Annotated in this window: 20 protein-coding genes; 3 read left to right on the top strand and 17 right to left on the bottom strand. The window is 36.8% G+C overall.

Annotated elements, in window-relative coordinates:
• Positions 1 to 10 precede the first annotated feature (10 nt).
• From ACR1PO_RS02400 to ACR1PO_RS02440, 9 genes are all read right to left on the bottom strand, one after another.
• Positions 11 to 3,595 carry a hypothetical protein gene (locus ACR1PO_RS02400; protein WP_433985684.1) on the bottom strand — a complete coding sequence of 1,195 codons (3,585 nt, stop codon included), beginning with the start codon at positions 3,593 to 3,595 and terminating at the stop codon, positions 11 to 13.
• A gap of 20 nt (positions 3,596 to 3,615) precedes the next feature.
• On the bottom strand, positions 3,616 to 5,214 hold the full coding sequence (locus tag ACR1PO_RS02405; RefSeq protein ID WP_433985685.1) for a T9SS type A sorting domain-containing protein: 1,599 nt from the start codon (positions 5,212 to 5,214) through the stop codon (positions 3,616 to 3,618).
• A 266-nt stretch (positions 5,215 to 5,480) separates the two neighbouring features.
• Positions 5,481 to 5,891 carry a hypothetical protein gene (locus ACR1PO_RS02410; protein ID WP_433985686.1) on the bottom strand — a complete coding sequence of 137 codons (411 nt, stop codon included), beginning with the start codon at positions 5,889 to 5,891 and terminating at the stop codon, positions 5,481 to 5,483.
• A 119-nt stretch (positions 5,892 to 6,010) separates the two neighbouring features.
• Positions 6,011 to 6,406, bottom strand: coding sequence for a hypothetical protein (locus ACR1PO_RS02415; protein ID WP_332387602.1), 396 nt, complete (start codon positions 6,404 to 6,406; stop codon positions 6,011 to 6,013).
• Positions 6,407 to 6,498: 92 nt separating this feature from the next.
• Entirely contained in the window at positions 6,499 to 8,826 is a 2,328-nt protein-coding gene (bglX, locus tag ACR1PO_RS02420) for a beta-glucosidase BglX (RefSeq protein WP_433985687.1), read from the bottom strand.
• A gap of 79 nt (positions 8,827 to 8,905) precedes the next feature.
• A complete protein-coding gene (locus ACR1PO_RS02425; protein ID WP_433985688.1) occupies positions 8,906 to 9,613 on the bottom strand; it encodes a carboxylesterase family protein in 708 nt (235 codons plus the stop codon).
• A 75-nt stretch (positions 9,614 to 9,688) separates the two neighbouring features.
• Complete coding sequence (locus ACR1PO_RS02430; protein WP_332387604.1) at positions 9,689 to 11,080, bottom strand: glucoamylase family protein; 1,392 nt, start codon at positions 11,078 to 11,080, stop codon at positions 9,689 to 9,691.
• A 77-nt stretch (positions 11,081 to 11,157) separates the two neighbouring features.
• Positions 11,158 to 12,576, bottom strand: a complete 1,419-nt coding sequence (locus ACR1PO_RS02435) for a RagB/SusD family nutrient uptake outer membrane protein (protein ID WP_433985689.1) — start codon at positions 12,574 to 12,576, stop codon at positions 11,158 to 11,160.
• 10 nt (positions 12,577 to 12,586) lie between these two features.
• Positions 12,587 to 15,403: a SusC/RagA family TonB-linked outer membrane protein gene (locus ACR1PO_RS02440; protein ID WP_433985690.1), complete on the bottom strand. Its 2,817-nt coding sequence runs from the start codon at positions 15,401 to 15,403 to the stop codon at positions 12,587 to 12,589.
• A gap of 361 nt (positions 15,404 to 15,764) precedes the next feature.
• Between ACR1PO_RS02440 and ACR1PO_RS02445 the strand changes: the two genes are divergently transcribed.
• From ACR1PO_RS02445 to ACR1PO_RS02455, 3 genes are read left to right on the top strand one after another with little or no spacing between them, the layout of a single operon-like run.
• The gene (locus tag ACR1PO_RS02445; RefSeq protein ID WP_433985691.1) at positions 15,765 to 16,436 is read left to right on the top strand and encodes a DUF4197 family protein; all 672 of its coding nucleotides are present in this window, start codon (positions 15,765 to 15,767) and stop codon (positions 16,434 to 16,436) included.
• Positions 16,437 to 16,476: 40 nt separating this feature from the next.
• Positions 16,477 to 16,782, top strand: a complete 306-nt coding sequence (locus ACR1PO_RS02450) for a DUF493 family protein (protein ID WP_002977955.1) — start codon at positions 16,477 to 16,479, stop codon at positions 16,780 to 16,782.
• Between the two features lie 60 nt (positions 16,783 to 16,842).
• Positions 16,843 to 17,319, top strand: a complete 477-nt coding sequence (locus tag ACR1PO_RS02455; protein WP_433985692.1) for a hypothetical protein — start codon at positions 16,843 to 16,845, stop codon at positions 17,317 to 17,319.
• 44 nt (positions 17,320 to 17,363) lie between these two features.
• Here the strand turns inward: ACR1PO_RS02455 and ACR1PO_RS02460 are convergent, their stop codons facing one another.
• The 8 genes from ACR1PO_RS02460 to ACR1PO_RS02495 form a co-directional block, all read right to left on the bottom strand.
• Entirely contained in the window at positions 17,364 to 17,729 is a 366-nt protein-coding gene (locus tag ACR1PO_RS02460) for an ArsC/Spx/MgsR family protein (protein ID WP_433985693.1), read from the bottom strand.
• A 72-nt stretch (positions 17,730 to 17,801) separates the two neighbouring features.
• Positions 17,802 to 18,416 carry a deoxynucleoside kinase gene (locus ACR1PO_RS02465; RefSeq protein ID WP_002977952.1) on the bottom strand — a complete coding sequence of 205 codons (615 nt, stop codon included), beginning with the start codon at positions 18,414 to 18,416 and terminating at the stop codon, positions 17,802 to 17,804.
• Between the two features lie 27 nt (positions 18,417 to 18,443).
• Positions 18,444 to 19,394 carry a hypothetical protein gene (locus ACR1PO_RS02470; RefSeq protein WP_332387610.1) on the bottom strand — a complete coding sequence of 317 codons (951 nt, stop codon included), beginning with the start codon at positions 19,392 to 19,394 and terminating at the stop codon, positions 18,444 to 18,446.
• Between the two features lie 91 nt (positions 19,395 to 19,485).
• Positions 19,486 to 20,508 (bottom strand): glutaminyl-peptide cyclotransferase, encoded by a 1,023-nt coding sequence (locus ACR1PO_RS02475; protein WP_433985694.1) that lies wholly within the window; start codon positions 20,506 to 20,508, stop codon positions 19,486 to 19,488.
• A 35-nt stretch (positions 20,509 to 20,543) separates the two neighbouring features.
• Positions 20,544 to 20,927 (bottom strand): VOC family protein, encoded by a 384-nt coding sequence (locus tag ACR1PO_RS02480; protein WP_332387612.1) that lies wholly within the window; start codon positions 20,925 to 20,927, stop codon positions 20,544 to 20,546.
• The gene (locus ACR1PO_RS02485) at positions 20,924 to 21,430 is read right to left on the bottom strand and encodes a GNAT family N-acetyltransferase (RefSeq protein WP_332387613.1); all 507 of its coding nucleotides are present in this window, start codon (positions 21,428 to 21,430) and stop codon (positions 20,924 to 20,926) included. Before ACR1PO_RS02485 ends, ACR1PO_RS02480 begins: the two co-directional genes overlap by 4 nt.
• Positions 21,431 to 21,433: 3 nt before the next feature.
• Positions 21,434 to 21,859, bottom strand: a complete 426-nt coding sequence (locus tag ACR1PO_RS02490; protein WP_332387614.1) for an SRPBCC family protein — start codon at positions 21,857 to 21,859, stop codon at positions 21,434 to 21,436.
• A 220-nt stretch (positions 21,860 to 22,079) separates the two neighbouring features.
• On the bottom strand, positions 22,080 to 23,693 hold the full coding sequence (locus ACR1PO_RS02495; RefSeq protein ID WP_002977946.1) for a Na+/H+ antiporter: 1,614 nt from the start codon (positions 23,691 to 23,693) through the stop codon (positions 22,080 to 22,082).
• Between the last annotated feature and the right edge of the window lie 53 nt (positions 23,694 to 23,746).

Consider the following 23,746-nt stretch of genomic DNA (forward strand, 5'->3'; position numbering starts at 1 on the left):
TTTATGTTTTTTATTGTTTGTAATTATATTTGAATTCTTTTAATAAGTTTCCGGTCTGGCTGTTTTCTCTGATTTCTTTAAGCGTGTTAGCTGAATCGTAAATATATATTTCCCTGATCCCTGATGGAGGCGTGATGCTTCGAACGCCAATTAATGGATCATATGTGTATGTTGTGATCTGATAGTTTGGCAGACTATTTCTGAATGTATTCAGTACAGATAAAAATGAAGTCTCATCATTATTAGCTGAAGCAGATGCATCTGTATTGGAAGCTGTCACAATGGAATCTATTAAGGACTGCTGAATATCTGATAATTTCGCTCCTTCTATTTTTGCAATCGGCTGGGTTAGGTTGTAGCCCCAGATGATTACAGTGGAAAGGCCATCCTTGGTGGTGTATTGCTGGAGGTTTCCTCTACTATCATATTTATCGTAAGTCACTTCGGTAGAAACAACGTTTTGCAAATCAGTAGAAACAACAGAACTTGGAAGTAAGTTCAATGGGTTTTCATATTTGGTTTCAACCTTCGAAATTGTTTTGGTGGCAGTTCCAATAGTTCTAGTTGTTTCAGTTTCTAAAGGAATACCAATCATATTAGCATTGATCAGCTTTTGGTTGCCTTTTTCAGGAGAATATTTATAGTTGGTATTAATGGTAACATCCTCTCCTGAAAAACTATCTTTTTTGGAAGTTAATTTTGTTGGATATAATGCATCGTCATAAAAATATTCTGATGTTTTCGTTTTCTTACGGCCGCTAGTGAAATAATCAGTTGTTGTCTCTTTTTTCAATAAAAATGCATCGTTGTGTCTTACAAAAATGGGGAAAGGATATGGACTGATAGTAGTATTCATTCCTATGTAAGAAGGAAAAACGCCATTGATATTAGCATCTGACTCTAACATTGAAGCCCCTTGGTTAGTGGTTCTCAACGGTAACCCACCAGGCATATAATCTATTGGTGAAATTAAATTACTTAAAATCATTTTAACATTTCTTTCTAATAGATAATTTATAGAAGCACTTGGAGGAGCAGAAAGATAAAAATCTCTATTAATAGTTTTTATAGTATCATTAGTATTGTTTAAAACAATTTGTTTCAATAACTGTCCATTTCTCCAATCTCTACTCTCCATAAATTCATATCTGGCAGAAGTTCCTTCTGTAGTCGCTAAAAAATTATCTCCTGTTTGTAGCGGAGGCTCTACATAATATTGATATATCTCCTTCCCTTTATTATTGTTTTGAGCATCCGTTCTTATAACCTCAACATTTGTATAACCAATTGTTTTTCCTTGCGTACGCATTCCTGTAATAGCAGGTCTTACTGATAGTTCTATGGCATCTTGAACATTTTTAATTACACCAAAGCTCCCGCTACCAGGACAAGGGCTGCTCGCAATTCTTCCCAACCTATTATTCTTAGTATACATTGGAATATTAAATAAAACTCCACTCGAAAGCTGAGGATTTCCATCCTTTACATAGGAATATTTCATAGAATACTTGTATTGATCATTATCATATTGCTTGATTTCTTTTATGCGTATTCCTCCACCAAAAATAATGGGAGTCTCAACTGCATTGGGGTCAGGCTCTTCCCAGCTAAAACCTACCTGAGAATAAAAATACATATAGTCTGAAACATTTCCAGTAGGATTTAACCCTCCCCAATATGTATGCTTAATCTCTATATATATCTTCTGAATAGGAACCTGAGCATTGTTGAGTTTATGAAAATTAACTACAATTTCGTTGCTATTCATAGGACTATCTGTAAACCAGTATTTTTTCACTCCATTTTCATAATAATAAATACCATAATCTGCATGTAAATAATTGCTATCTAAACTATTTGAAAGAATATGTGCATTAAAGGTCGATTTATATCTTATACTCAGCTTTAGTTCTTTATCATAATTTGACAAATCTATTTCTTTTACAAATGTTTTCACTGAACCACCACTAGTGGTTGGCACTTGGGAATAATTAATATCATATCCTTGTACCGTTCCACTTATAACGAATAGCTCACCTTTTTCAATCACTTTTTTCTTACTTAAAAAGTAATGTTCATCATTTGGTTGATATAACAATGAACTCGCAGTATTAGGTTCATATATATATTCATTCTTTCCTCCACCAGGATAAGTAATAGATTTCAATGAAAATGTTTTTGTAAACTCAGGATTTACTTCTTTATCTGCAATTCTAAGAACAGGAGATTCAAGGTCCTTAGTAAACCCATCTATGGTATACATAGAATTACCTTCAAACGTATAGTATTTTATAGGCACATTAGGGTAGCCATTATTATTAAGCTTACCATTATAATATCCCCAATGATCTGAAGAATAAGAATTTCTTTGTGTCATTTTATTCTGCTCATAGTATTCAAAAGAGGTTGTTATGCATTTCCCATCCCTATCACACTCTTGGTAGGAAAGAAGTTTTAACCTTTTAGTAACATCTTCAGTAGGGTCTGAAACTCCAGCAGCCTCTGGAATAGTCTCAAAGTACCCATAATTAAATCGTTTTTCAGAAATGATCTGTCCTGCTTTATTTTTAATAATAATCTTATCAAGCTTTTTTAAATCATTAAAATCCAATCGATTAGAATAAATAAAATTGATTACAGCTTCATTTGTTTCTATTTTCTGTATTAGTGCTTCTTTTGTTTCGTACTGGATCTCTGTTTCAACAGGATTTATAGGATCTGTAGGAAAACCACTTGTACATCCTGTACTAAAACTATAATTAGTGTAGGGAATTATTTTTGTTTTGGGAGCTAAGTCTCTTTTAAAATATCCATTATTTAAATAAGAAAAAATTATTTCACCATTATCAGCTCCTTTAATTTTCTTTATTTTCCAAGTATTAACACCGAAATAATTACTAGCACTCATTGAACCTGTTAGATTATAAGTTTCTACACCATCTCCTCCAAAAATATATTTAATACCGTTTGTACCTATAACATTAATAGTATCTATTCTATTGAAATAAACAGGATCAATAGCCTTTGTATAATAATCAATCTTCAAATCAGACAGTGGAAAGGTGACAATCTTCTTGCTTTTAGGATTATAAAAAAAACTACCTGAAAACTCATCAAGTGACATACTAAATTCATCAGGCATTAGGTCAGATGTTGATTGATTAAACAAACCATTTGCACTATAGACTAATTTGAGTCGTTGATTTTCAAAACTATCGTTTAGAAAACTATCAATATTATTATCATGTCTCATTACTCCGTTCTCATCAGTATATCCATTAATCTTTCTTGTAATAGGTGCTACCGTACTAATAGACCATCCTAGTCCTACTGAACTAGCAATCTCTGATACCAAAATACCACCAGCGTGATAGGATAAACTAATAGGAACTTCAACACTTCCTGATTTTACTTTATAAATAGGTATTGAAATATTCGGAATTCCAGTGTAATTAGAAACAGGCGTTTCCTGATATTTTAGAAGACCACTTGTTTCAGGGGCATAAGGGAATATATTCTTTGGATCTCTAAATATTTGTGAAAATCCAGTACTATATATCAATGTTAAAATTATTGTTACAAAAAACTTTTTCATATTCACATTCATATTCATATTTACTTCTTAATCAGTTTAGCATTCGCCATTTTATTGTTATCCGTTTTTATCGTCACCAGATATGCTCCCTGAACCAAAGCCTGGGTATTGATCTTGGTTACTTTATTCTTCGTTTTAATACTCTGAAGCTGTCTTCCACTCATATCATACAAAAGAATATCAGCCTCTTTAAAATCAAAGCCAATTTCTACGTAAGCATAATCGGATACAGGATTCGGATAGATTTTGATATCGTATTTTTCAATGAGCTGATCAACCTGCTTGTCCCCAAGCTTTACAATCTTCCAGTTTTCTTTACCCAGCTCTTCTGCGCTGGTTCCTGCTAAAACAATAGAACCGTCCCTGTTCAGCTTTAAGTCGGAAAGCCTTTCTTCCTTCTTTCTGGATTCTCCTTTTACGTGTTTTCTCCACTGCTCATTGCCATTCTGATCCAGATACAGCATCCAGAAGGTTTCATCATCCGTTTCTATTCTTCCTTCCGCCTGGGTATAACCTCCCAATAGAATACCTTTAGAAGATTTATCGTCTGCAGAATGTATTACACTCATGCCCATCAGGATGTCTCTGTTTTTGAAATTATAAGATTTCTGCCACTGTTCATCACCTCTTTCATTTAACGAAATCAGCCAAAGGTCTGTTCCTTCTTCCAGGCCGACAGTTTTGTTTCCTGATCTTTCTGATCTGGATTCCCCGCCAATGATAAAGCCGGCTGAAGTTAAAGCAAGGGTTCTCAAATGATCATCACCTTTTCCTCCGAAATTCTTTTCCCATTCTACATTTCCGTTTTTGTCAAGCTTTACGATCCAGTAGTCGCCTTCACCAAAGTTGCTGCTGGCTTTGGAATAAGAGTCGATCTTCACGCCACTTCCAGCTTCCAGCTTCCCGCTTCCCGCCTTTACTTCAGAACTTCTCGAATAAATACCCAGTAACGCTCCACCATCTTTCGTTGGAATCATCTTCTCGACTTCATCCAAACCTTTTCCCCCTAAAATTACCTGTGAGAGTTCTTTTCCGTCTTTGTCCAGTTTTGTGATCAGAACATCTTTGGAACCGTAACCTTTTGAAGAGCCCTGTACGTTACTCGCAACAAAGAATCCTAAATCGGTAGTCTGGATAACTGCCCTGGCTTCTTCATCGGAAGTACTTCCCAATGTTTTCTGCCATAATTCGTCCCCGAATTCATTGATTCTGACCAGCCAGATATCTGATCCTCCTTTGGAATCCTCTTTTTTATCCAACCCTTTTCCTGAATAGCTGGTACCAGCCAGAAGAAATCCGCCATCCTGCGTGGTAACCGTTGCAGAGAGATAATCATGGTTTTGTCCTGAGAAGTATTTGTCCCAGACCTCTTCACCCTGCTGGTTCAGTTTGATAAGGTGAAAATCGTAACCGTTGTTCTGCTTACTTCCAGCCTCCGGCTTTCCGCTTCCTGACTGTATGGAACTTCCTGTGATAAGATACTGCTGATCAATGGTAGTGGTAACCTGGTTTAGAAAATCCTGGGTAGAGGATTGGATATCTTTCTGCCATACCACTTCCTGGGCGGATGTGCCCAAAAAAGCGCATAGGGTTAGCGCTCCGAGATAGATTTTTTTCATTCCCGTGTTGTTTTTTTGAGTTAGTAATTAGTTATAAAAAACTTGGCGAATTTAACACTTTTTAAGACATGAAAATTATTTTAATGTGGTATTCTGTAAATCATACTATTAATAATCAAATTCAATCTATTTATATCTATTTTCATTCTATTATGATGTAAAAATATCCATCAACAACGACAAAACTTGTCGTATAAAAATTTATCAATTCATTTTAATGCACAAAAAAACCACTCTTCCGAGTGGCTTCCATTTTTAAATCTAATCTATTGATAGATAACAACATCATTTTTTTTGATCTGGTAACTTTTTTTGTAGGGTGTCAGAATATAGCTGTCTTTAATGTGAGAACCGCTTTTCCAGACTTTTTCTTTGCCTTCTTTATCCAGAATAATGCTCTTAGCCATTCCATCCGGAATAAAAATTTCAGCTTTTTTCATGTTTTTACTGAAAATTACGGCTGTCATTGAAGTATAGCTTTTATCCGGGTTAACTTCTTTGAGCTTTATTTTCTGACTGAAAGTTTTTATACAGTCATTTTTTAACTGTGAGTAGGTGTATCCTGCAGAACCGATACAGCCGTGAACATCTCTGTCACCTCCTAGGACAGGAGCACTTTTCTGTGCAAAAATTAAGGAACCAAGGGACAAGGCACTGAGTAAAATTATTTTTTTCATAGGTAAAATTTTTGTTTTCTGATTGGTTAAAATATCACAAAAAAGTGATATTAATTAATTTCTCTCTAAGGTACAAAAAAAACCACTCCTGGGAGTGGTTTTTTCATCTTAAATCTGATCTACTGATAGATCACGATATTATCTTTCTTAAGCTGGTATCCGTTTTTCTTGTAAGGAACCAATGTATAGCCATCCTTTTTCCATGCTTTAGCTTTACCCGCTCTGGTTAAAATAATACTTCCAGTCTCTGCATCTTTAACAAAAACTTCAGCCTTTTTCATGTCTTTGCTGAAAATAACTGCAGCTATGGAAGTATAGCTTTCTTTTGGAGCTACTTCTGTCAACTTGATTTTCTGTTCAAAAGTTCTTACACAGTCTTTTTTAATCTGAGAGTAAGTATACCCTGCAGAACCGATACAGCCATGTGCATCCCTGTCACCACCTACTTTGTGAGTTTGTTGTGCGAATACCAAAGAACCAAGGAACATTGTGCTCAATAAAATTGTTTTTTTCATGTCGATTTGCATATAATAGTAATTACCGAGGTATTATTAAAAATCATGCCAAAAAAGACATAATACACAATTCTGTGAGTAACTTTCCTATATTATTTGGTCCAGTTAATTTTTGAGTGTTGTACCTGATCAGAACTTGTTCCGATCATGATATCAAATTCGCCTGGTTCCCAGTCATATTTCAACTCTCCGTTATAGAACTTAAGATTTTCAGGAGTAATATCGAAAGTTACTTTTTTAGATTCTCCTTTTTTAAGAAATACTTTCTGGAAGCCTTTTAATTCTTTTACCGGTCTGGTAATGCTTCCCACCATATCTCTGATGTACAGCTGAACGACTTCAGCACCATCATAGTTTCCTGCATTGGTTACTGTAACAGATGCCTGTACAGTCTGATTTCCTTTCGGGTTGGTATTGGAAACTGTCATATCGGAATAGTTGAATTTCGTATAGCTCAAACCGTATCCGAAGGCATATAATGGTGTATTACATTCATCCATATAGTTTGAACGGAACCTTTCATACGTACATTTGTCCACTTTATCCTGACTTAGCGGACGGCCTGTATTCTTAGCATTATAATAAATAGGAACCTGCCCAAGGCTTCTTGGGAAAGTCATCGGAAGCTTTCCGGAAGGATTTACTTTTCCGAACAGAACATCTGCAATTGCATTTCCTGCTTCAGATCCTGCAAACCATGCATTCAGGATAGCATCCGGAGTATCTTTTACATTCGTTAAGGCTAATGGGCGTCCTGTGAAAAGAACCATTGCGATTGGTTTTCCCGTCTTCTTTAATTCGTTGAGTAAGTCCACCTGAGACTGAGGAATGGTGATTTCTGTTCTTGAAGAAGATTCTCCGCTCATTTCAGCAGATTCTCCGATTGCCAGAACAATAACATCAGCTTTGTTCGCCACCTCTACAGCTTCCTTTAACAACTCTTCTTTGGAACGGTTGTCTCTGTCTGTTTTTTTACCGTGTGCCGCATAGATTTCTTCTAATTTAGCATCATAATCTATATTGGCTCCTTTTGCAGATAAAAACTTAACTTCTTTTCCGTAGTTTGACTGTAATCCCTGCATTAAAGAAACTGATGAAGCATGTTTTGTAGCGACACTCCATGTTCCGGCCATATTCATGGAGTTATTGACCAATGGTCCGATAACGGCAACTGTTCCTGATTTTTTCAAAGGCAATACCTGATTGTCGTTTTTCAGCAAAACCATGGATTGGGCAGCGGTGCTTCTTGCTATATTACGGTTTTCCATATTATAGACTTCTTTTGCCGCCAGTTTTGCGTCACCATGTTTGTATGGGTTATCAAATAAGCCAAGATCATATTTTGCTTCAAGAATTCTTCTTGCCGCCATATCAATTTCAGCCTGTGTAACTTTTCCTTCTGCCAGGGATTTTTTTAATGTTGTTAAAAAACCTTCTCCCACCATATCCATATCAACTCCAGCTTTTAAGGCTAAAGCAGAAACCTGCTGAAGGTCTCCCATACCATGGTCTACCATTTCATTGATACCGGTATAATCTGTTACTACAAATCCTTTAAATTTCCACTGGTTTCTCAATACTTCAGTCTGAAGCCATCTGTTTCCTGTGGCAGGCACACCATCCACTTCATTAAAAGAAGCCATTACAGAGGCAACACCTGCATCAACAGCCGCTTTGTATGGTGGGAAATATTCGTTGAACATTCTCACATGGCTCATATCAACAGTATTGTAATCCCTTCCTGCTTCTCCGGCGCCGTATAGTGCAAAGTGCTTTACACAAGCTAAGATATTACTCCCGTTCGCCAGATCTTTCCCCTGGTATCCATATACCATATTTTTGGAAATTTCACTTCCCAGATAAGGATCTTCTCCTGAACCTTCCGATACTCTTCCCCATCTTGGTTCCCGGGAAATATCCACCATTGGAGAGAATGTCCAGTTGATTCCGTCAGAAGCAGCTTCTCTGGCAGCTACTCTTGCAGACTGCTGGATAAGATTCATATCCCATGAAGCCGCTAAACCTAAAGGAATGGGAAAAGTGGTTTCATAACCGTGAATAACATCCATTCCAAAGATCATAGGGATTTTCAGACGGCTCTTTTCCACAGCTACTTTCTGAACAGCTTTGATCTTATCTGCTCCTTTTATATTGAATAATCCTCCTACTAATCCCTGCTCTACTTTCTTTCCGATATCAGAGCTCTGCGCCTGGCCTGTAGTGAAATCTCCGGAAGTCGGCAGATTCATCTGACCGATCTTTTCATCCAATGTCATTTTAGATAAAAGATTGTCTACAAAAGCTTTCTTTTTGGCCTGATACTGAGCCGTCTGATAGGACTGAACGGGCTTCGTTACCATTTCCTGCGCGGAAATTACGGGAGCCAATGCTAAAGTGGCGATTACAATTAACTTTTTCATAAATCTATCTTCTTAAATTATTGTTTTATATTTTTTGCTTTAATTTGATGGGTCTATTTTTCCATCATTGTGTGTCAGATTACTTATTTTTCTTTTTCGACAGCATCCATTCATATAATACAGGATCTGAATAGGTTGAATCCCATGAATTATGATTATCATTCGGGAAGATAACCAATTCTGCCGTTGGATTGACAGGGTGCAGCTTCTGATAAAAATTAAAAGCATTGGCAGGAAGTACAATATCATCCATTCCTCCATGAAATATTTTCATATTCAGATCTTTAAACCGATGAATATTGGCGGTCATCACCTGATCTGTAGGAGCACATACAGAAGCTACTGCCGCAAACATTTCAGGATGTTCCATGGCCAGCTTCAAGGTTCCCCATCCTCCCATAGAAAGCCCGGTAAGGTAGATACGGGAAGCATCTATTTTATATTTTTTCTGGATTTCTTTAATCAGATTATAAACCGTAACCGTATCCCACCATATTCCTTCCGGACACTGGGGTGCGAGAATAGCTACCGGTTCCTTGATCAGGTTTTTATAGGTAAACGGACTGTGTGCCTTTACCAGATCAAGATTAGTTCCACGCTCTCCTGAACCGTGAAGGAAAACTATTAATGGTACGTTCCCTTTTACATTCTGCGGGTAATCCAGAACGTAAGACATTTTTTCCTGTCTTTTAATTTCTTTATTGAATTCCGCTTTTATTTCCTGCGCATTCACCTGTAATGAAAACGGCAGCAGTAAAAGCGGGAGATGTTTCAGTTTTAATTTCATATTATTAGGTTTTGGATAAAGCCATGGATTTGAATCTTTTTATTTTAAACAGGCTAAAAGCCGTTTCTATTGAATTTACTTAAGTCCATATTTGGCTGACTGAAAGCTTAGTTTTTTCAATCCCTGCTGAATTTCAGGGGCATTCATAAACAGCTTCCAAAGGAATCCTGATCTGTAATTTTCAATCATTGGGGCAATGGTTCCCTGATCAATAGCCAGATATCTTGGGGTAAACCAGTTGTTGTTATGGATAGAAGTGGCATCATAAGGTCCTGCAGATCCTATGAATTCAGGTTTTTGGGTATATATAAACCTCAGGAAAGCCATCGATTCTTTTGGTGTATATGGAAAACTGCTCAATGCAGCTGTAGGGGTTATCACTCCGTTATCATTGGTAGGCATGTGTGCCGTGTATCCTGTGCTTCCATCCTCATTTCTTGTGTAACCGGCGGTCAGTCCCCAATAGTTAGGCCCGTAGCCTTTCCACTGTTTCGGATTCTCAACACAGTATTTATAGTCGATAAGGGTTTGATTTTTATTGACCTCAAAGTAATTTTTCACAAGTTTATCAGATAATCCTGTCGGATCAAGCCCGATATATGAATATTGTGCCCAGAACAGAGGTCCTCCATATTCTTCAGCGTAGTTATGTTTTACATACAGAGGTAATCCGTATTTTGTTTTGTCTGTAAGATAAGTTCCGTTTCTGGTCCAGCCTTTATAATAGGTTTCGGCATCAATGGAATAGGTAGGTGAAGATGCTGCTAAGATATAGGTGATCAGACATTCATTATATCCTTCAAGAGGAAAGTTCATTTCCCATTGGTATTCCGGTGACCAGTGCCAGTAAAGGACTTTCTCTCCTCCTTTGGTATACCAGTTCCACTGGATTCCTTTCCACAGCTCGTCACATTTTGCTGCAAGGGCTTTTTCTTCTGCATTTCCGTTTTTAAAATATTCACGGACCATCAGTATTCCTGAAGTCAGGAATGCCGTTTCCACAAGATCACCGCCATTATCTTTTTTACCGAAAGGAACTGTTTTCCCGGTTTCCCCGTTGATCCAATGTGACCAGGCTCCTTTATGACGGTCTGCCTTGGCCAGGAAATCCATGATATGAGTAAGCCTTTTCACAGCCTCTTTTCTTGGAACAAATCCCCTTTCCACTCCTACCAGAATAGTTGCCAAACCAAATCCTGAGCCTCCTGTAGTGATTACGTGCTTATCGTTATCCGGATAAATATTGTCTTCATGGTAACGCTCTCTTCCCAGCATGGAGTTAGGTTCTGCGTAGTCCCAGAAATACTTTAAAGCATCTTTCTGTACTCTATCCATCAGTTGTTCATCCGTGATATTGCTTTTTACGACTTCAGGTTTTCCAGCTTCCTGCTTAGCGACAGGAGTGTTTTTACAGGAATACACAAAGAATAAAGAGGTAATAGCCATTGATAATACGTTCCTTTTCATGAGATCTCTTTTTATAGGGTTTCTAACTAAAAGAAGAGGAGAACTTCCATTCTCCTCTAAAGTTTTATTGATTAAATTTAATAGCCTGGGTTTTGTGTAAATAATCCCGTACTTTCATTCATCGCATCCAATGGAATCGGGAATAATTCATTCTTCCCTGCTTTGAATCCATAAGGAGCAAGTACAGTAGCTGCCTGACCTGTCCTTACAAGATCTACAAAACGGTCTCCTTCCATAGCAAGCTCTACTCTGCGCTCATGCCAGATTGCAGTCCTTAATGCAGCCTGCGTTATAGCTGTAGTTCCTGCCAATTGAGCTCTTGTTCTTACCCTATTAAGATTAGTAGTTGCTGTAGCAGTATTACCCAATTCATTAGCTGCCTCTGCATTGATTAAAAGAATTTCTGCAAACCTTAAAATTCTTATATTCTGTCTTGATCCATAAGCACAAGCACTATTGTTTAAGGCTTTAGGAACATATACTTTTTGGTTAAATGTAGTTACAGAGTTCGGGTCTCCCATTGCAATAAGATCTCCCTCCGGAGTTGTTTCACCGTTTCTAAGAATAGTAAGCTCTTTTCTGATATCTCCCGGCTCGAAGGCGTTTTCCAATGCCTGAGAAGGTGTAAAGAATCCCCATCCGAACTGGTTTCTCACTCCCTGAACTTCTGCATATTGACTTCCTCCGAATTGAGTAGAACATTCACAGTTTACTTCAAATACCGATTCTTTTCCAAATTCACCTCCAATTCTGAATACATGATTAAAATCTGGATCTAAATCATATCCCATAGACATTACCTGATTAGAGGTCTCATATGCTTTCTGCCAATCTTTTTTATACAGATATACTTTCGAAAGTAATCCTAAAGCGGCTCCTTTTGTCACTCTTCCAAGGTCAGCAGCAGGATATGTCTGTGGGAGAATTTGTGTTGCACTTGTAAGATCTGAAATAATAAAGTTATAAACTTCTTCTGCAGAGTTTCTAGGAATTTTATAAGTAGAAGGAATCCCATCAAAGATTGGTACCCCACCGTAGATTCTTAATAAATTAAAATAGAAATAAGCTCTTAACATTTTTGCTTCAGCCACCAATCTGGTTTTTAAAGTAGCATCCATTTCAATTTTCGGAACATTTGTAATCACCTGATTACATCTGTTTACCGCCTGCCATTGCCCGATCCAATATCCTCTCACCCCATCATCGCTAACGGTATAAGTAAATTGATCATAGGCATTAATAAATGAAGCATCCCCTGGGTTAGAGCCTTTTACAACATCATCAGCAGGAACCCCAAATACAAACTGATAAGGGAAGGCAGAGTTTTCCCAGCTTCTTAAAAATACATAAATAGCATTCGTTGCCTGCATTGCATCATCCTGAGTTTTGAAAAAGGAACCTGCTTCTGTTACTCCTTCCTGTTTTATATCCAGATAATCGTCTTTACAACTTATCACAAGTGAGAATAAAGCGATTGATAAAAATATTTTTTTCATGTTCTTCTAATTAAAATGTTAAGTTCATACCGATTGTGTAAATAGCTGAAATTGGATAAATATTATTATCAACTCCCATTTGTACTCTGTCTGTATTCACAATCTCCGGAGAGAAACCATTATATTTAAAGCTTGTCCAAGGGTTCTGAGCACTTAAATACAATCTAAATTTGGTAAGCAATAAAGATTTTGCAAAATCTTTCGGTAAGTTATATCCTACCGTAATATTTCTGATTCTGAAATAACTTCCATCTTCCACAAAGAAACTGCTTGGAAGAATAACAGACTGATTATTGGTAGTCATTGGATATGCATTAGAAGTTCCAGCGCCATGCCATCTGTTATTGTAGAAATCAAGATCCCAGTTTTCATTTCCATAACGTTGTTCACGGTTATAGTTATAGATTTTATTACCAAATACTCCCTGGAAGTCTACTGCAATATCAAAATCATATACATTTAAATTAACTCCGAAACCATAAGTTCCTTTCGGGATTGGGCTTCCTAAGAATGTCTTATCTCTGGTATCAATAACTCCATTTCCATCTCTATCTGCAAATTTAAGCCATCCGGCTTTTGCTCCTGTCTGACCGGATGCAGCTGCTTCCGCATCTGTTTGAAATACACCTGTTACCTCATATCCATAATATGATCCTACTGGTTGCCCGTTTTGTAGTCTTACTATAGAGTTTCCAAATAAACTTGCTCCTGTTTCAAGATATGAACCTTCATACACCGATGTAATTTTATTTTTAAGAGTGGTAAGGTTACCATACACTCCCAGTCTTACTTTATCTGAGATTTTCGTATCATAATTTACTGCAACTTCAAAACCTCTGTTATTAAATGAATATGCATTTGTAATAAAGTTCTTCCAGTTGCTAGCACCTGAGACAGTACCTTGTACTACACCATATACTACGTCCTTAGTATCTTTATCAAAATAGGTTGCATCAATTTTCAATTTATTGTTGAATAATCCCATTTCCAAACCGATATCTCTACCTGTTGTAGTTTCCCAGCCAATATTTGGATCAATCACTCTATCAATAGTTTGTGCAGGAGCTCCTGAGTTTCCGTAGTATGCACCTTCTTTAAGAATTGTAGTTCTTAAAGTATAAGCCCTTGTTACGTCCGGATTACCCAGTTTTCCCCAGCTTGCTCTTAGCTTTAAAAGGCTGAACACGTTCTGATTGCTCATAAAGTTTTCTTTGGAAATCACCCATCCAGCACTTACTGCAGGGAATACTCTGTGTCTATCACCTGATGAGTATTTTGAAGTACCATCTCTACGGACAGATCCATTTACCAGATATTTCCCCTTATAATCATAGTTCACCCTGGCAAACATAGATTCAATTCTATCCTGATAAGGAACAACATCATATCCCTCAACATCCTTATCGATCATTATAATATTGGTCCCGTTGAAAATATTCATAGATGCATTAGTTCCGTCATAATTAACGTTAAGCGCCTCTAAATATGTCTGAGCATAGGAGTTTCTTGTTCTGGAAAAACCAGCAAGAATTTCAAGATTGTGATCTCCTAATGATTTTTTCCAGCTTAATGTATTATCCCAAATATAATTTCTATTTCTTGAATCTCTTGTAATCAACTTATTAGGCTTCTGATCAGAAACAGGGACATAATTAAATGTAGGAGTATACTCGTACAAATTCGTATTATAATTATCTGTTGTATAACTTACTCTTAAGGTAAAGTCTTGTAAAAATTTATATTCTGCCCAGACATTGTTTAATAATCTTTCCTGTCTGTTCTGAGAACGATATAAATCTAATACGGCACGTGGATTAGGAATAGAATAACCATTAAAGAATTGATAATCTCCTGTACTAGGATTCATTACAGAGAAAATCGGAGGTGCATTATAGGCATTCAATAAAGGATTTTTGGCTTGATCGGTACGCATTTTAGAAAATGTAAAATTGTTTCCAATCGTAAGATTATCAGTAATTTTATAACTAAGATTTAACTTCGTATTAAGTCTATTAAATCCGGATCCTGAATTAATACCTTGTCCTGCAGCAATATTACCCTCATCTTGTAGATTTCCTATGCTTGCATAATAATTAAGTTTTCCTAAACTACCGGAAGCGGAGAAATCATTAGAGTTAATAATACTTGTTCTGAAAATTTCATTAAACCAATCTGTATCTGCAGGGAAATTAGCCCTGGAAAGCGCACCATTGAGATTTCCGTTGTCATTCATGAGCTTTTCATTATAAAGCTCGATATATTGGTCAGAGTTGGTCATTTTAGGAACATTGGTAACTTTCTTAATCCCTAAATAAGAATTAAAATTGAATATCGGCTTCCCTCTTCCTGTTTTTGTTTTAATAATAACTGCTCCATTGGCTGCTCTTGCACCAAAGATCGCTAAACTAGAAGGATCTTTCAGTACACTCATAGATTCAATATCCTGAGGGCCAAGGAAAGAAATATCATCTGTGATCATTCCATCAACAATGAATACGGTCTTACCAGTAAGGGAGCCTACACCTCTGATATCTATTCTTGGAGAGCTTCCCGGGGTACCGGAATTCAAAACCTGCACACCAGACAACTTACCTTGAATTGAGCTTATTGGGTTAGCATTCGGCTTATCAGCAAGATCTTTTGCAGAAACCATTCCGATGCTTCCGGTAACGTTTTCTTTTTTCTGAGATCCATATCCTATCAAAACTACTTCCTCAATCTTCTGCTCTTTGGCTGCAGTGTCTTTTGGAGTAGTCTGAGCATTGACGTTCATCCCGAAGTACAGAACAGCAATGAGACATGAATACTTTAAATTACTTTGTTTCATATAGTTTCAATTTTATTCAAATAAATTCAATTTCGTACCTGTCTAAGTGGAGTTATTTAAAATCTCAAAAAAAGACATTAGCCAAAAATATAAAAAATATCCAACAATGTTAAATTATCTTAAACATTTAAAAATTGATCTGTTTTATTAAACAAAAAATGACAAATAGTTAAATTTTATAATTTTATATTTAAAATTACTATCTTTTATTCATCATATCTCTAAAGGATAACTCATCTTTTTTTGACACAATATTCACCAAAATAGGTACTCAATTTAATATTTTGTTAAATAGAGAATAGTAATTACCTTTGGTGCGCTTTTTGACAAAAGCATTTAGAAATAGATAATAAAAAAGATAATGAAAAAATATATCATTGCAGCCGCTCTTATTATCGGGACCGGTGCTGTTATTACCACCAGTGTTCAATCATGCACAACATTGGCCACATCCGATATGGGGCTGTCTATAATTAAAAGAATCCTGCTTAATGGTATTGATAAAGGAATGGGAATCTACAGTAATAAAGAAGCATTTCTGCAGAATAATATGGTAGACAAAGCCCTTCCTAAAGAATTGAGAGACATCAATACTACCCTGGAGAAGATTGCCCCTTCCCTGGTGGCAAAAGAAAGAGATTATATTGCTCAGGCAGCGGCTTATACCGTTACTACTTCAAAACCTATTTTGCAGGATGCTGTAAACAGTCTGAACGCTCAGGATGTAACGAGAATTATGCAGGGAACTACGGCTACTCAGATTCTGAAGGAAAAAACATCTCAACAGCTTATTGCAGCCATTGCTCCTAAAGTAGATGAAAAACTGAATGAATATGGGGTTGTAAAAACTATTAATACAGCATTGTCAGGAAGCAATTTTCTGGGCAGTCTTTTGGGTGGAAATAACAACACAGTCAATTCAGGAGGATTAAGTAAGCTCGCTTCTGAACAACTGGTAAACGGACTATTCAATATCATCGAAGATTATGAGCACCAAAACTCCAAATCGCTGCTTGGGCCATTTGGAAAATAGGTAAATTTTCGTTATATTTATATTATATTAACAATTGCAGATGGATATATTACAAGGAAATCAACACGCAAGCCCTGAAGATTTTTACAAGTCTTTGAGGGAAAAGCTGGAAGATCATCATGATTTTCCGGAGGATTATTTATTTAAATTTATTATTCCTACAGACCAGGCAAAACTTACTGAAATTTACAGAGTTTTTGATGGAATTAAATTTACACTGGGAAACCGCGAAAGCAAAAATGGAAAATACACAGCCTGCAACATTAATGCATTTGTTTTAGATGCCAATCAGGTTGTGAATATTTATAAAGAAGTAGCAAAAATAGAAGGCGTTATTCTATTGTAAAAACAAGCCGTTTCATAGTAATGAAGCGGTTTTTTATTACCCAAAGCATACAAACAAAATATGATGAATATCCAACTGATCCTGTTTACTGTTATTTTAGGGACATCTGCAACAAGCTGCATCCACAAAAATAACAGCGAAAACAACACAACAAATATTACCAACACTGTGCAACAGCAAAAGATTGAGAAGATTCAATTAGTAGAAAGAACAAGAGGGTTCAGCAGAAGCATTACCGTTACTCCTTTATCAAAAGAGGTCAATATCAACGAAGAGATCTCTAATACCAAAATAGCTCCTGCGGAATGGAAAACGGTTTCCCAATTGGCTGGAATTATTGACTTATCCAGGATATCAGAACTGAAATCTCCTACTACAGGCAGACATTCTGATCAGGCGATGATAGCATCCATGATCATTACTTCAGATGGAAAAGAATATACTTCTTCGGACTTTGATTCCGGACGCCCTCCAAAAGAATTAGAAGCTTTATATAATGCGGTAAACGGGCCCAATAAGATGGATCCCAATAAATAAAATCCGCTCTTTAAAAGAGCGGATTTTTCTATTTATTAAATTGATTATTTTTCAATAAAGAACTTTACATTTTCAATAGGTCTTCCCAGCATTGCTACTGAACCTTTTACCAGAATAGGCCTCTGTATAAGAGATGGATTTTCAGAAAGAATCTTTATCCATTCTTCTTCCGAATAATTTTTATCGGCATAGTTTTCAATATAGAGCTTATCTGTTTTACGGATGATATGAAAAACACTTTGATTAAGCTTTTTCAGTACTGTTTTAATTTCAAGCACACTTAAAGGATCTTCAAGAATATTGATGATCTCGAAAGGCACGCCGTTTTCATCAAGATACTCTAATACAGCATTTGACTTTGAACAGTTTCCGTTATGTAAAACTTTAACTACCATGATATAATTATTCAAAAAATAAATTTGACCTAAACAAATTTAAAAAGAATTACGCTGAGTCTCTCTTAATGTACTGATAAAAATATGTTAAAACAACCCGTGCAGTTCTGCCTCAATTTTCTCCAGAATGAATCCGAAATCTTCCGGCTTTTCAACGAAATCAAGATCATCCACCTCAACGATAAGAAGCTTCCCTTCTGTGTAATTGGAAATCCATTTTTCATATTTCTGATTCAGTTTTGAAAGGTATTCAATACTGATAGATGCTTCATATTCACGGCCTCTTTTGTAGATTTTTTTAACCAGGTTGGGAACATCTGACTTTAAATAGATCAAAAGGTCCGGAGCTGACACAAAAGACTTCATCAGATCAAAAACCGATGAATAGTTATTGAAGTCCCTGTCTGAAAGAAGATTCATATCATTCAGGTTTTCAGCAAAAATATGGGCATCTTCATAGATCGTACGGTCCTGAATAATATTTTTCCCGCTTTCTCTGATCTCTTTTACCTGACGGAATCTGCTTCCCAGGAAATACACCTGTAGTGCAAAACTCCACTTGCTCATGTCTGAATAAAAATCTTCCAGATAAGGATTGTGATCTACATCTTCAAATTGTGCATCCCATCCGTAATGCTTCGAAAGCATCGTTGTCAAAGTTGTTTTTCCTGCTCCGATGTTTCCTGTAACTGCAATATGCATAATATTCTTTTTCCTTGTATTTACTGATTAATTGATAAGTTTTTCGATAACCTCAGTCTGAACTTCGGAAGTGTCTTCAATCAATTTCTGTAAGGTATTGTCTGAAGGCTTCTCTGCCGTATTTTCATCTGGCTTTTCTACGGGTTTTTCCGTAGGCTGCTGCTGAGATTCCGGCTGAGCTTCCAGCTGTTTTTGCTGTTTGGCTTTCTTTACTTTTTCAAGGCTGTAAAGATAGAGTTTGTTCCCTTTGATTGCAAAATAAGAGAGTATGTTTTTATCCACAATTTGCGCATCCGGATCTTCGAAAATAGTCATCATTCCTTTTTCAGGAACGTATTGTGAGATGAAATTACCGGCGACAACCATGATGAGATCGTTCTCTCTCCGAAATCGTTTTCCGTTTTCCAAAGGAGCTTCGAAAAGTTTTTCAAACTTAAGGCTGTAAATCCGGATATGTTTTCTCGTTAAAATATAGACCTTATTTTCATAGACCAGCATATCCATCAGATCTTCAAAGCTGATGTCAAAAGGATAAGAATTAATGGTTGTATCATTCCTGAAATTGTACTGTATTAAACGCTTTGTACTGTCATCCAGAAGCCACAGCTGCTGAAGATCTTCGGCATAAGCCATTCTGATGAACCCGAATTTCTGTTTAAAATCCAGTCGTTGAATCTCATTCATATTCTGATCCACAAATTTCATTTCCTGGGCATTTTCAGAAAACAGTGGCACATTCAGCGGGTTTTGTACAGTCTGCACTTTGTATGGAACGGTAAGCATCATTTTTCCAATCTGCTTTCCTAAAGAATCATATTTGGTAAAACTGAAATCTTTGTTTTTATAGATATACAGATTTCCGTAGTCGTCGGCAAGCAGATCCTTTGCTTCCTTTAATTTCAAAGTATCCAAAGGAAGAATATTCTGCGCCGAAGCCGTACAGAAAAGGAAAATCAATATCAGATATAGTAATCTCAAAATTCTTTTTTACTAAAGATAGCGTTCCCTTAGGAACGCTACCAATTTACATACTTTATTTTATTCAAATGAAAATTATTACTAAACTTTCTTATTTAATAACAACTTCGTAAATCTTTGTCCAATTCTTACCGGTCACCAGCATATTATCCCCTTTGAAAGCGATTCCGTTCAGGACATCATCACTTCCTTTGGTGTTCTGTTTTGCAATTTCTGTGAAATCAAAAGTTCCCACCACTTCTCCGTTTGCCGGGTTGATTTTTAAAATAATGGGCTTCTGCCAGACATTCGCATAGATAAAGCCGTTGTGATATTCCAGTTCGTTTAATTGATCATATGCCTGCGAGCTTCCGGCCACAGCAATATACTTGATTAGCTTGGACGGATCATTAACATCAAGGAAATATAAAAGTTTACTGCCATCAGAAGCAATAAGGTTTTTCCCATCGTATGTCAACCCCCAGCCTTCACCCAGCACATTTGGATAGGCAAATTCCGAAAGCAGCTTTAAAGAGCTTTTATCATAGATATAGCCTTTTTTACTCTGCCATGTCAGCTGATATACTTTATCCCCCACAATGGTGCTTCCTTCAGAAAAGTCTTCCTGAGCCTGTTTTGTGGAAGCAAGCGGAGTTGTTGTTCCTAACGTGTACTTTAAAATCTGGGAAGATCCGTTCTGCCCGTCACTTTCATAGATGGTATTTCCTTCAATCTGGAATCCCTGTACAAAGTTTTTAGGATCATGAGGATATTCCGCCACAATCTGATAAGAAATATTTTTTTCAGGATTTTTTGCAAATACATTAATGGTTGCATCCTGATTCAGGACTTCGCCTCCTTTTGTTTTAATATTGAACGTTACAGCATTATCACCTAATGTAAAGAATTTAGGATCAATGGTAAGGTTTGTTGTTTCTTTATCTCCAAAGCTGATGGTTACGCTTTCTGCATTTTCTGTTACCTCTTTCGGAAGCTCAAGCTTATCTCCGAAATGGTATCCCTTCGCTTCCATTGAAGTATTATAAGTGTTTAATGTATTAAGAATCTCTTTATCCTTATTACAAGACGCCAATAATAAAATCGCTGCGAAACCCGCTATTATATTTTTTTTCATTGAATTTCTAAATATTTCTCCAAAAATAGCAAATTTTATTCCGTATTGCCAATATTATCTGCTGCTTCACCAAATTGTAATATGTAACCGTTGTTATCATAGATCGCAAATTCTCTCATTCCCCATTCAAACGTTTCAATCTCATAGCAGATTTTGGCTTTTGTTTTAAGGTCTTCCCAAAGATCATTTACATTATTCACATTGAAATAGAATGAGCCTGAAAAACCGATTGCAGCAGCAGCTTCATGCTGATTGGGCTGAGAAAGCATCAGGTATATTTCATCTTTTTGAAGGGAAGCCCACTGCCAGGCATCATCCCTTCCCATAAGCGTAAAACCGAGGACACGCATATAGAATCCTATGGTTTCATCAATATTTTCCGTCCATAAAACAGGCCTTAGTGCGGTAAACTGTGTCATGATTTCTGCGGTTCAAAAGTATTTCTGTGGATTTTCATATTCAAAGAGACCCATGTTTCCTTATCAATCGTTGCTTCACTTTTAACACCCGGGTCAAAAACAAAGCCTACTTTCCGGTAACATTCAATAGCTCCGGTATTCCAGTCGTAGACGTTGAGTTCTGCTGTCTCCCTATCAAAATGGCTGAAGCCATATCTCAGAAGTTCATACATTACTTTTTTGCCATACCCTTTTCCTCTGTTGTTCTCGTCCCAGATCAAAATCCTTCCCAGCAGAAAAGTCTTCTCTTTTAAAAATATCTGGGCATGTCCGATTGTATTTCCGGCCTGGTCTGTAATGTTAAATAAAGTTCTGTTTTCATCAGACAAATCCTTTTCCAGCTGTTGTACTGTAAGAGGAAAACGGTATACAGGTCCGGCAAACTGAAGAAGCATTCTTTCGTCTTTTATCTTTGAAATCAGTAGTGGAGCATCCTCTATCGTAAAAGGGTGTAATGTGACCATTTTTTATTTTTCTAAATATTCTTTTAAACTCTGTCCCAAAATCGTATTCCAGCCTTCTGTAAAGTTTTGCCTTGAAAAATTTTCTCCTAAATCCCTGAAATTGTCAATATTTTCGTGAGTCAGCTTTACAAGGGTTTGCCCGTCTTCAGGCTGCAGCTCCCAGGTTACCACTGTTTTCTGATCTGAAAAATCAGGATAAGCCCAGGAATGTTTTAATTTATGATTGGGAATGACTTCTAAAATCTCACCCTGATGGTGATATTTATTGGCTCCTCCAGGCTCAAAGAAATTGAATTTCTTACCTGTTTCCAAAACAAAATCCCGGATATCAAAATACCAGGATTTCATTTCATTTTTATCGGTCAATGCTTTCCAGACTTTTTCAACCGGAGCATTTATTTTATACTGAACTGTGATGGGTGTGCTCATATTATAAATTTAATATGTTTAAATGTACACATTTTGTAATATCCAACCACAAAAGTCACAAAAGTTTTTAAAATAATCAAGCTGTTTTAAAGTTTAAGATTCTACTCTTGAGAAGCATCCTTAAGTCTTGAAAATCAATAGATTTTCATTTTGTGATCTCTCCACCATTCGGGCTTATTCCAGTCTATATTCTTTTATGACTTTTGTGGTTTATCTTTAATTACCCATGGGAAAAACCGGTGATCTTGGCTTCATCAAAATCCAGCTGCATTTCAATACTTCTCATCACATGATCATCAAATATTTTTTCTCTTTTCATCCGGTGCAATTCGTTTCTCTGCGCCTGGATGATCTGCCGTAAGACATCTTTATTTTCATTGATTGCCGACACATAATCTCCTGTGGAAGCCATACATTGGGCTTTATCTGCCATCAGCATCATTTCATTTTCCAGCTTATGCTTCTGGTGGCGAACCAGGCTGTTGGTAACCGTTAGCTCAGAAAAGTCATTATCCAGTTTGTGTAATGCTGTTTCTTTCAGTTTACGCATAAGAATAACTTCCTGTTTTTCTTCCGGCAATTCACTTCCGGCATCCTGAATGTTCAACAGCTTCAAGATCGGGCTAAGCAATAATCCCTGTCCTACCAGAGTAATCAATATAATAACAAAAGTTACAAATAGAATAATATTTCTGTGCGGGAATGCTTCTCCGTTTGGCAGGAAAGCTGGAATTGACAAAGCCGCAGCCAGTGAAACCACACCTCTCATTGCAGCAAAACTGATAATGAACGGTTCCCGCCAATCCGGCTTAGGAACTTTTAACCTTAATTCTTTGGAGCAGATTCTTGGAAAATACATCAGTGCATAGCTGTACAGGATTCTTGTTCCGATAATAGCACCTCCAATGACTACACTGTAGAAAATACCTTCAGAAATGGTATATTCTTTCATTCCCTCTACTACAATAGGAAGTTCAAGACCAATCAAAATAAAGATGATGGTATTCATCAGGAATATGAGTACACTCCATACATTCCCGGACTGAATCCTTGAAGTATGGCTTAAATAACAGTGTGAGTTATAAGACATCAATAATCCTCCTGCAACAACAGAAAGCACCCCTGAAAAATGGAAATGCTCTGCACCCACATACATAATGTAAGGTACAATCAGGGTAATAATGGTATCTATATTGGAATTGGTCGGGATAACTTTTAACAAAGCACCAAACAGGAAACCTACCGCCACTCCTACTGCAATTCCACCGATTGCCATCGTAAAGAAATCCTGAACGGCATCCCTCCAGATAAACTGTCCGGAAATAACGGCTGCCAGAGCAAACTTAAATACAATTAAACTGGATGCATCATTGATAAGACTCTCCCCTTCCAGAATATTAGTGATTTTCTTTGGAATTTTCATATGCTTAAGAACCGAAGTGGCAGCAACAGCATCCGGCGGAGAATTCACTCCTCCCAGCAAGAAGCCCATTGCCACGGTAAGTCCGGGAATAATGGAAGACGAAAGGTAAGCGACCACTATTGAGGTTAAAAATACCAATCCGAAAGCCATGGAAAAAATCTGTTTTCTCCACTTATGAAAATCCTGCCATGAGGTAAACCAGGCTGCCTCAAACAAAATAGGCGGCAGGAAAATAAGAAAAACAAGGTCAGGCTCTATTTCAATGCGTGGCATTCCCGGCACAAAGCTTATCAATAATCCTGCAATCACAAGAAAAATAGGGTAAGCTACTTTTAATTTCTGGCCGATCATTACCAATATCATCACAGACAGCAGGACTGCAATGGATATTATAACATAGCTGTGAATCATTTTGAGTTAGTTTTTTTAAGTATTATTTTTATTTTTGGTATCAATATTTATTA

This window comes from Chryseobacterium amylolyticum (genome assembly GCF_051011775.1).
GTDB lineage: Bacteria > Bacteroidota > Bacteroidia > Flavobacteriales > Weeksellaceae > Chryseobacterium.

Bases quoted from the DNA above. Each gene is read 5' to 3' on its own strand.
- ACR1PO_RS02490 (WP_332387614.1), bottom strand. From the start codon at position 21,859: ATGAGCACACCCATCACAGTTCAGTATAAAATAAATGCTCCGGTTGAA.
- ACR1PO_RS02485 (WP_332387613.1), bottom strand. From the start codon at position 21,430: ATGGTCACATTACACCCTTTTACGATAGAGGATGCTCCACTACTGATT.
- ACR1PO_RS02450 (WP_002977955.1), top strand. From the start codon at position 16,477: ATGGATATATTACAAGGAAATCAACACGCAAGCCCTGAAGATTTTTAC.
- ACR1PO_RS02435 (WP_433985689.1), bottom strand. From the start codon at position 12,576: ATGAAAAAAATATTTTTATCAATCGCTTTATTCTCACTTGTGATAAGT.
- ACR1PO_RS02480 (WP_332387612.1), bottom strand. From the start codon at position 20,927: ATGACACAGTTTACCGCACTAAGGCCTGTTTTATGGACGGAAAATATT.
- ACR1PO_RS02440 (WP_433985690.1), bottom strand. From the start codon at position 15,403: ATGAAACAAAGTAATTTAAAGTATTCATGTCTCATTGCTGTTCTGTAC.
- ACR1PO_RS02425 (WP_433985688.1), bottom strand. From the start codon at position 9,613: ATGAAATTAAAACTGAAACATCTCCCGCTTTTACTGCTGCCGTTTTCA.
- ACR1PO_RS02415 (WP_332387602.1), bottom strand. From the start codon at position 6,406: ATGAAAAAAACAATTTTATTGAGCACAATGTTCCTTGGTTCTTTGGTA.
- ACR1PO_RS02455 (WP_433985692.1), top strand. From the start codon at position 16,843: ATGATGAATATCCAACTGATCCTGTTTACTGTTATTTTAGGGACATCT.
- ACR1PO_RS02410 (WP_433985686.1), bottom strand. From the start codon at position 5,891: ATGAAAAAAATAATTTTACTCAGTGCCTTGTCCCTTGGTTCCTTAATT.
- ACR1PO_RS02430 (WP_332387604.1), bottom strand. From the start codon at position 11,080: ATGAAAAGGAACGTATTATCAATGGCTATTACCTCTTTATTCTTTGTG.
- ACR1PO_RS02400 (WP_433985684.1), bottom strand. From the start codon at position 3,595: ATGAAAAAGTTTTTTGTAACAATAATTTTAACATTGATATATAGTACT.
- ACR1PO_RS02465 (WP_002977952.1), bottom strand. From the start codon at position 18,416: ATGCATATTGCAGTTACAGGAAACATCGGAGCAGGAAAAACAACTTTG.
- ACR1PO_RS02445 (WP_433985691.1), top strand. From the start codon at position 15,765: ATGAAAAAATATATCATTGCAGCCGCTCTTATTATCGGGACCGGTGCT.
- ACR1PO_RS02495 (WP_002977946.1), bottom strand. From the start codon at position 23,693: ATGATTCACAGCTATGTTATAATATCCATTGCAGTCCTGCTGTCTGTG.
- bglX (WP_433985687.1), bottom strand. From the start codon at position 8,826: ATGAAAAAGTTAATTGTAATCGCCACTTTAGCATTGGCTCCCGTAATT.
- ACR1PO_RS02405 (WP_433985685.1), bottom strand. From the start codon at position 5,214: ATGAAAAAAATCTATCTCGGAGCGCTAACCCTATGCGCTTTTTTGGGC.
- ACR1PO_RS02475 (WP_433985694.1), bottom strand. From the start codon at position 20,508: ATGAAAAAAAATATAATAGCGGGTTTCGCAGCGATTTTATTATTGGCG.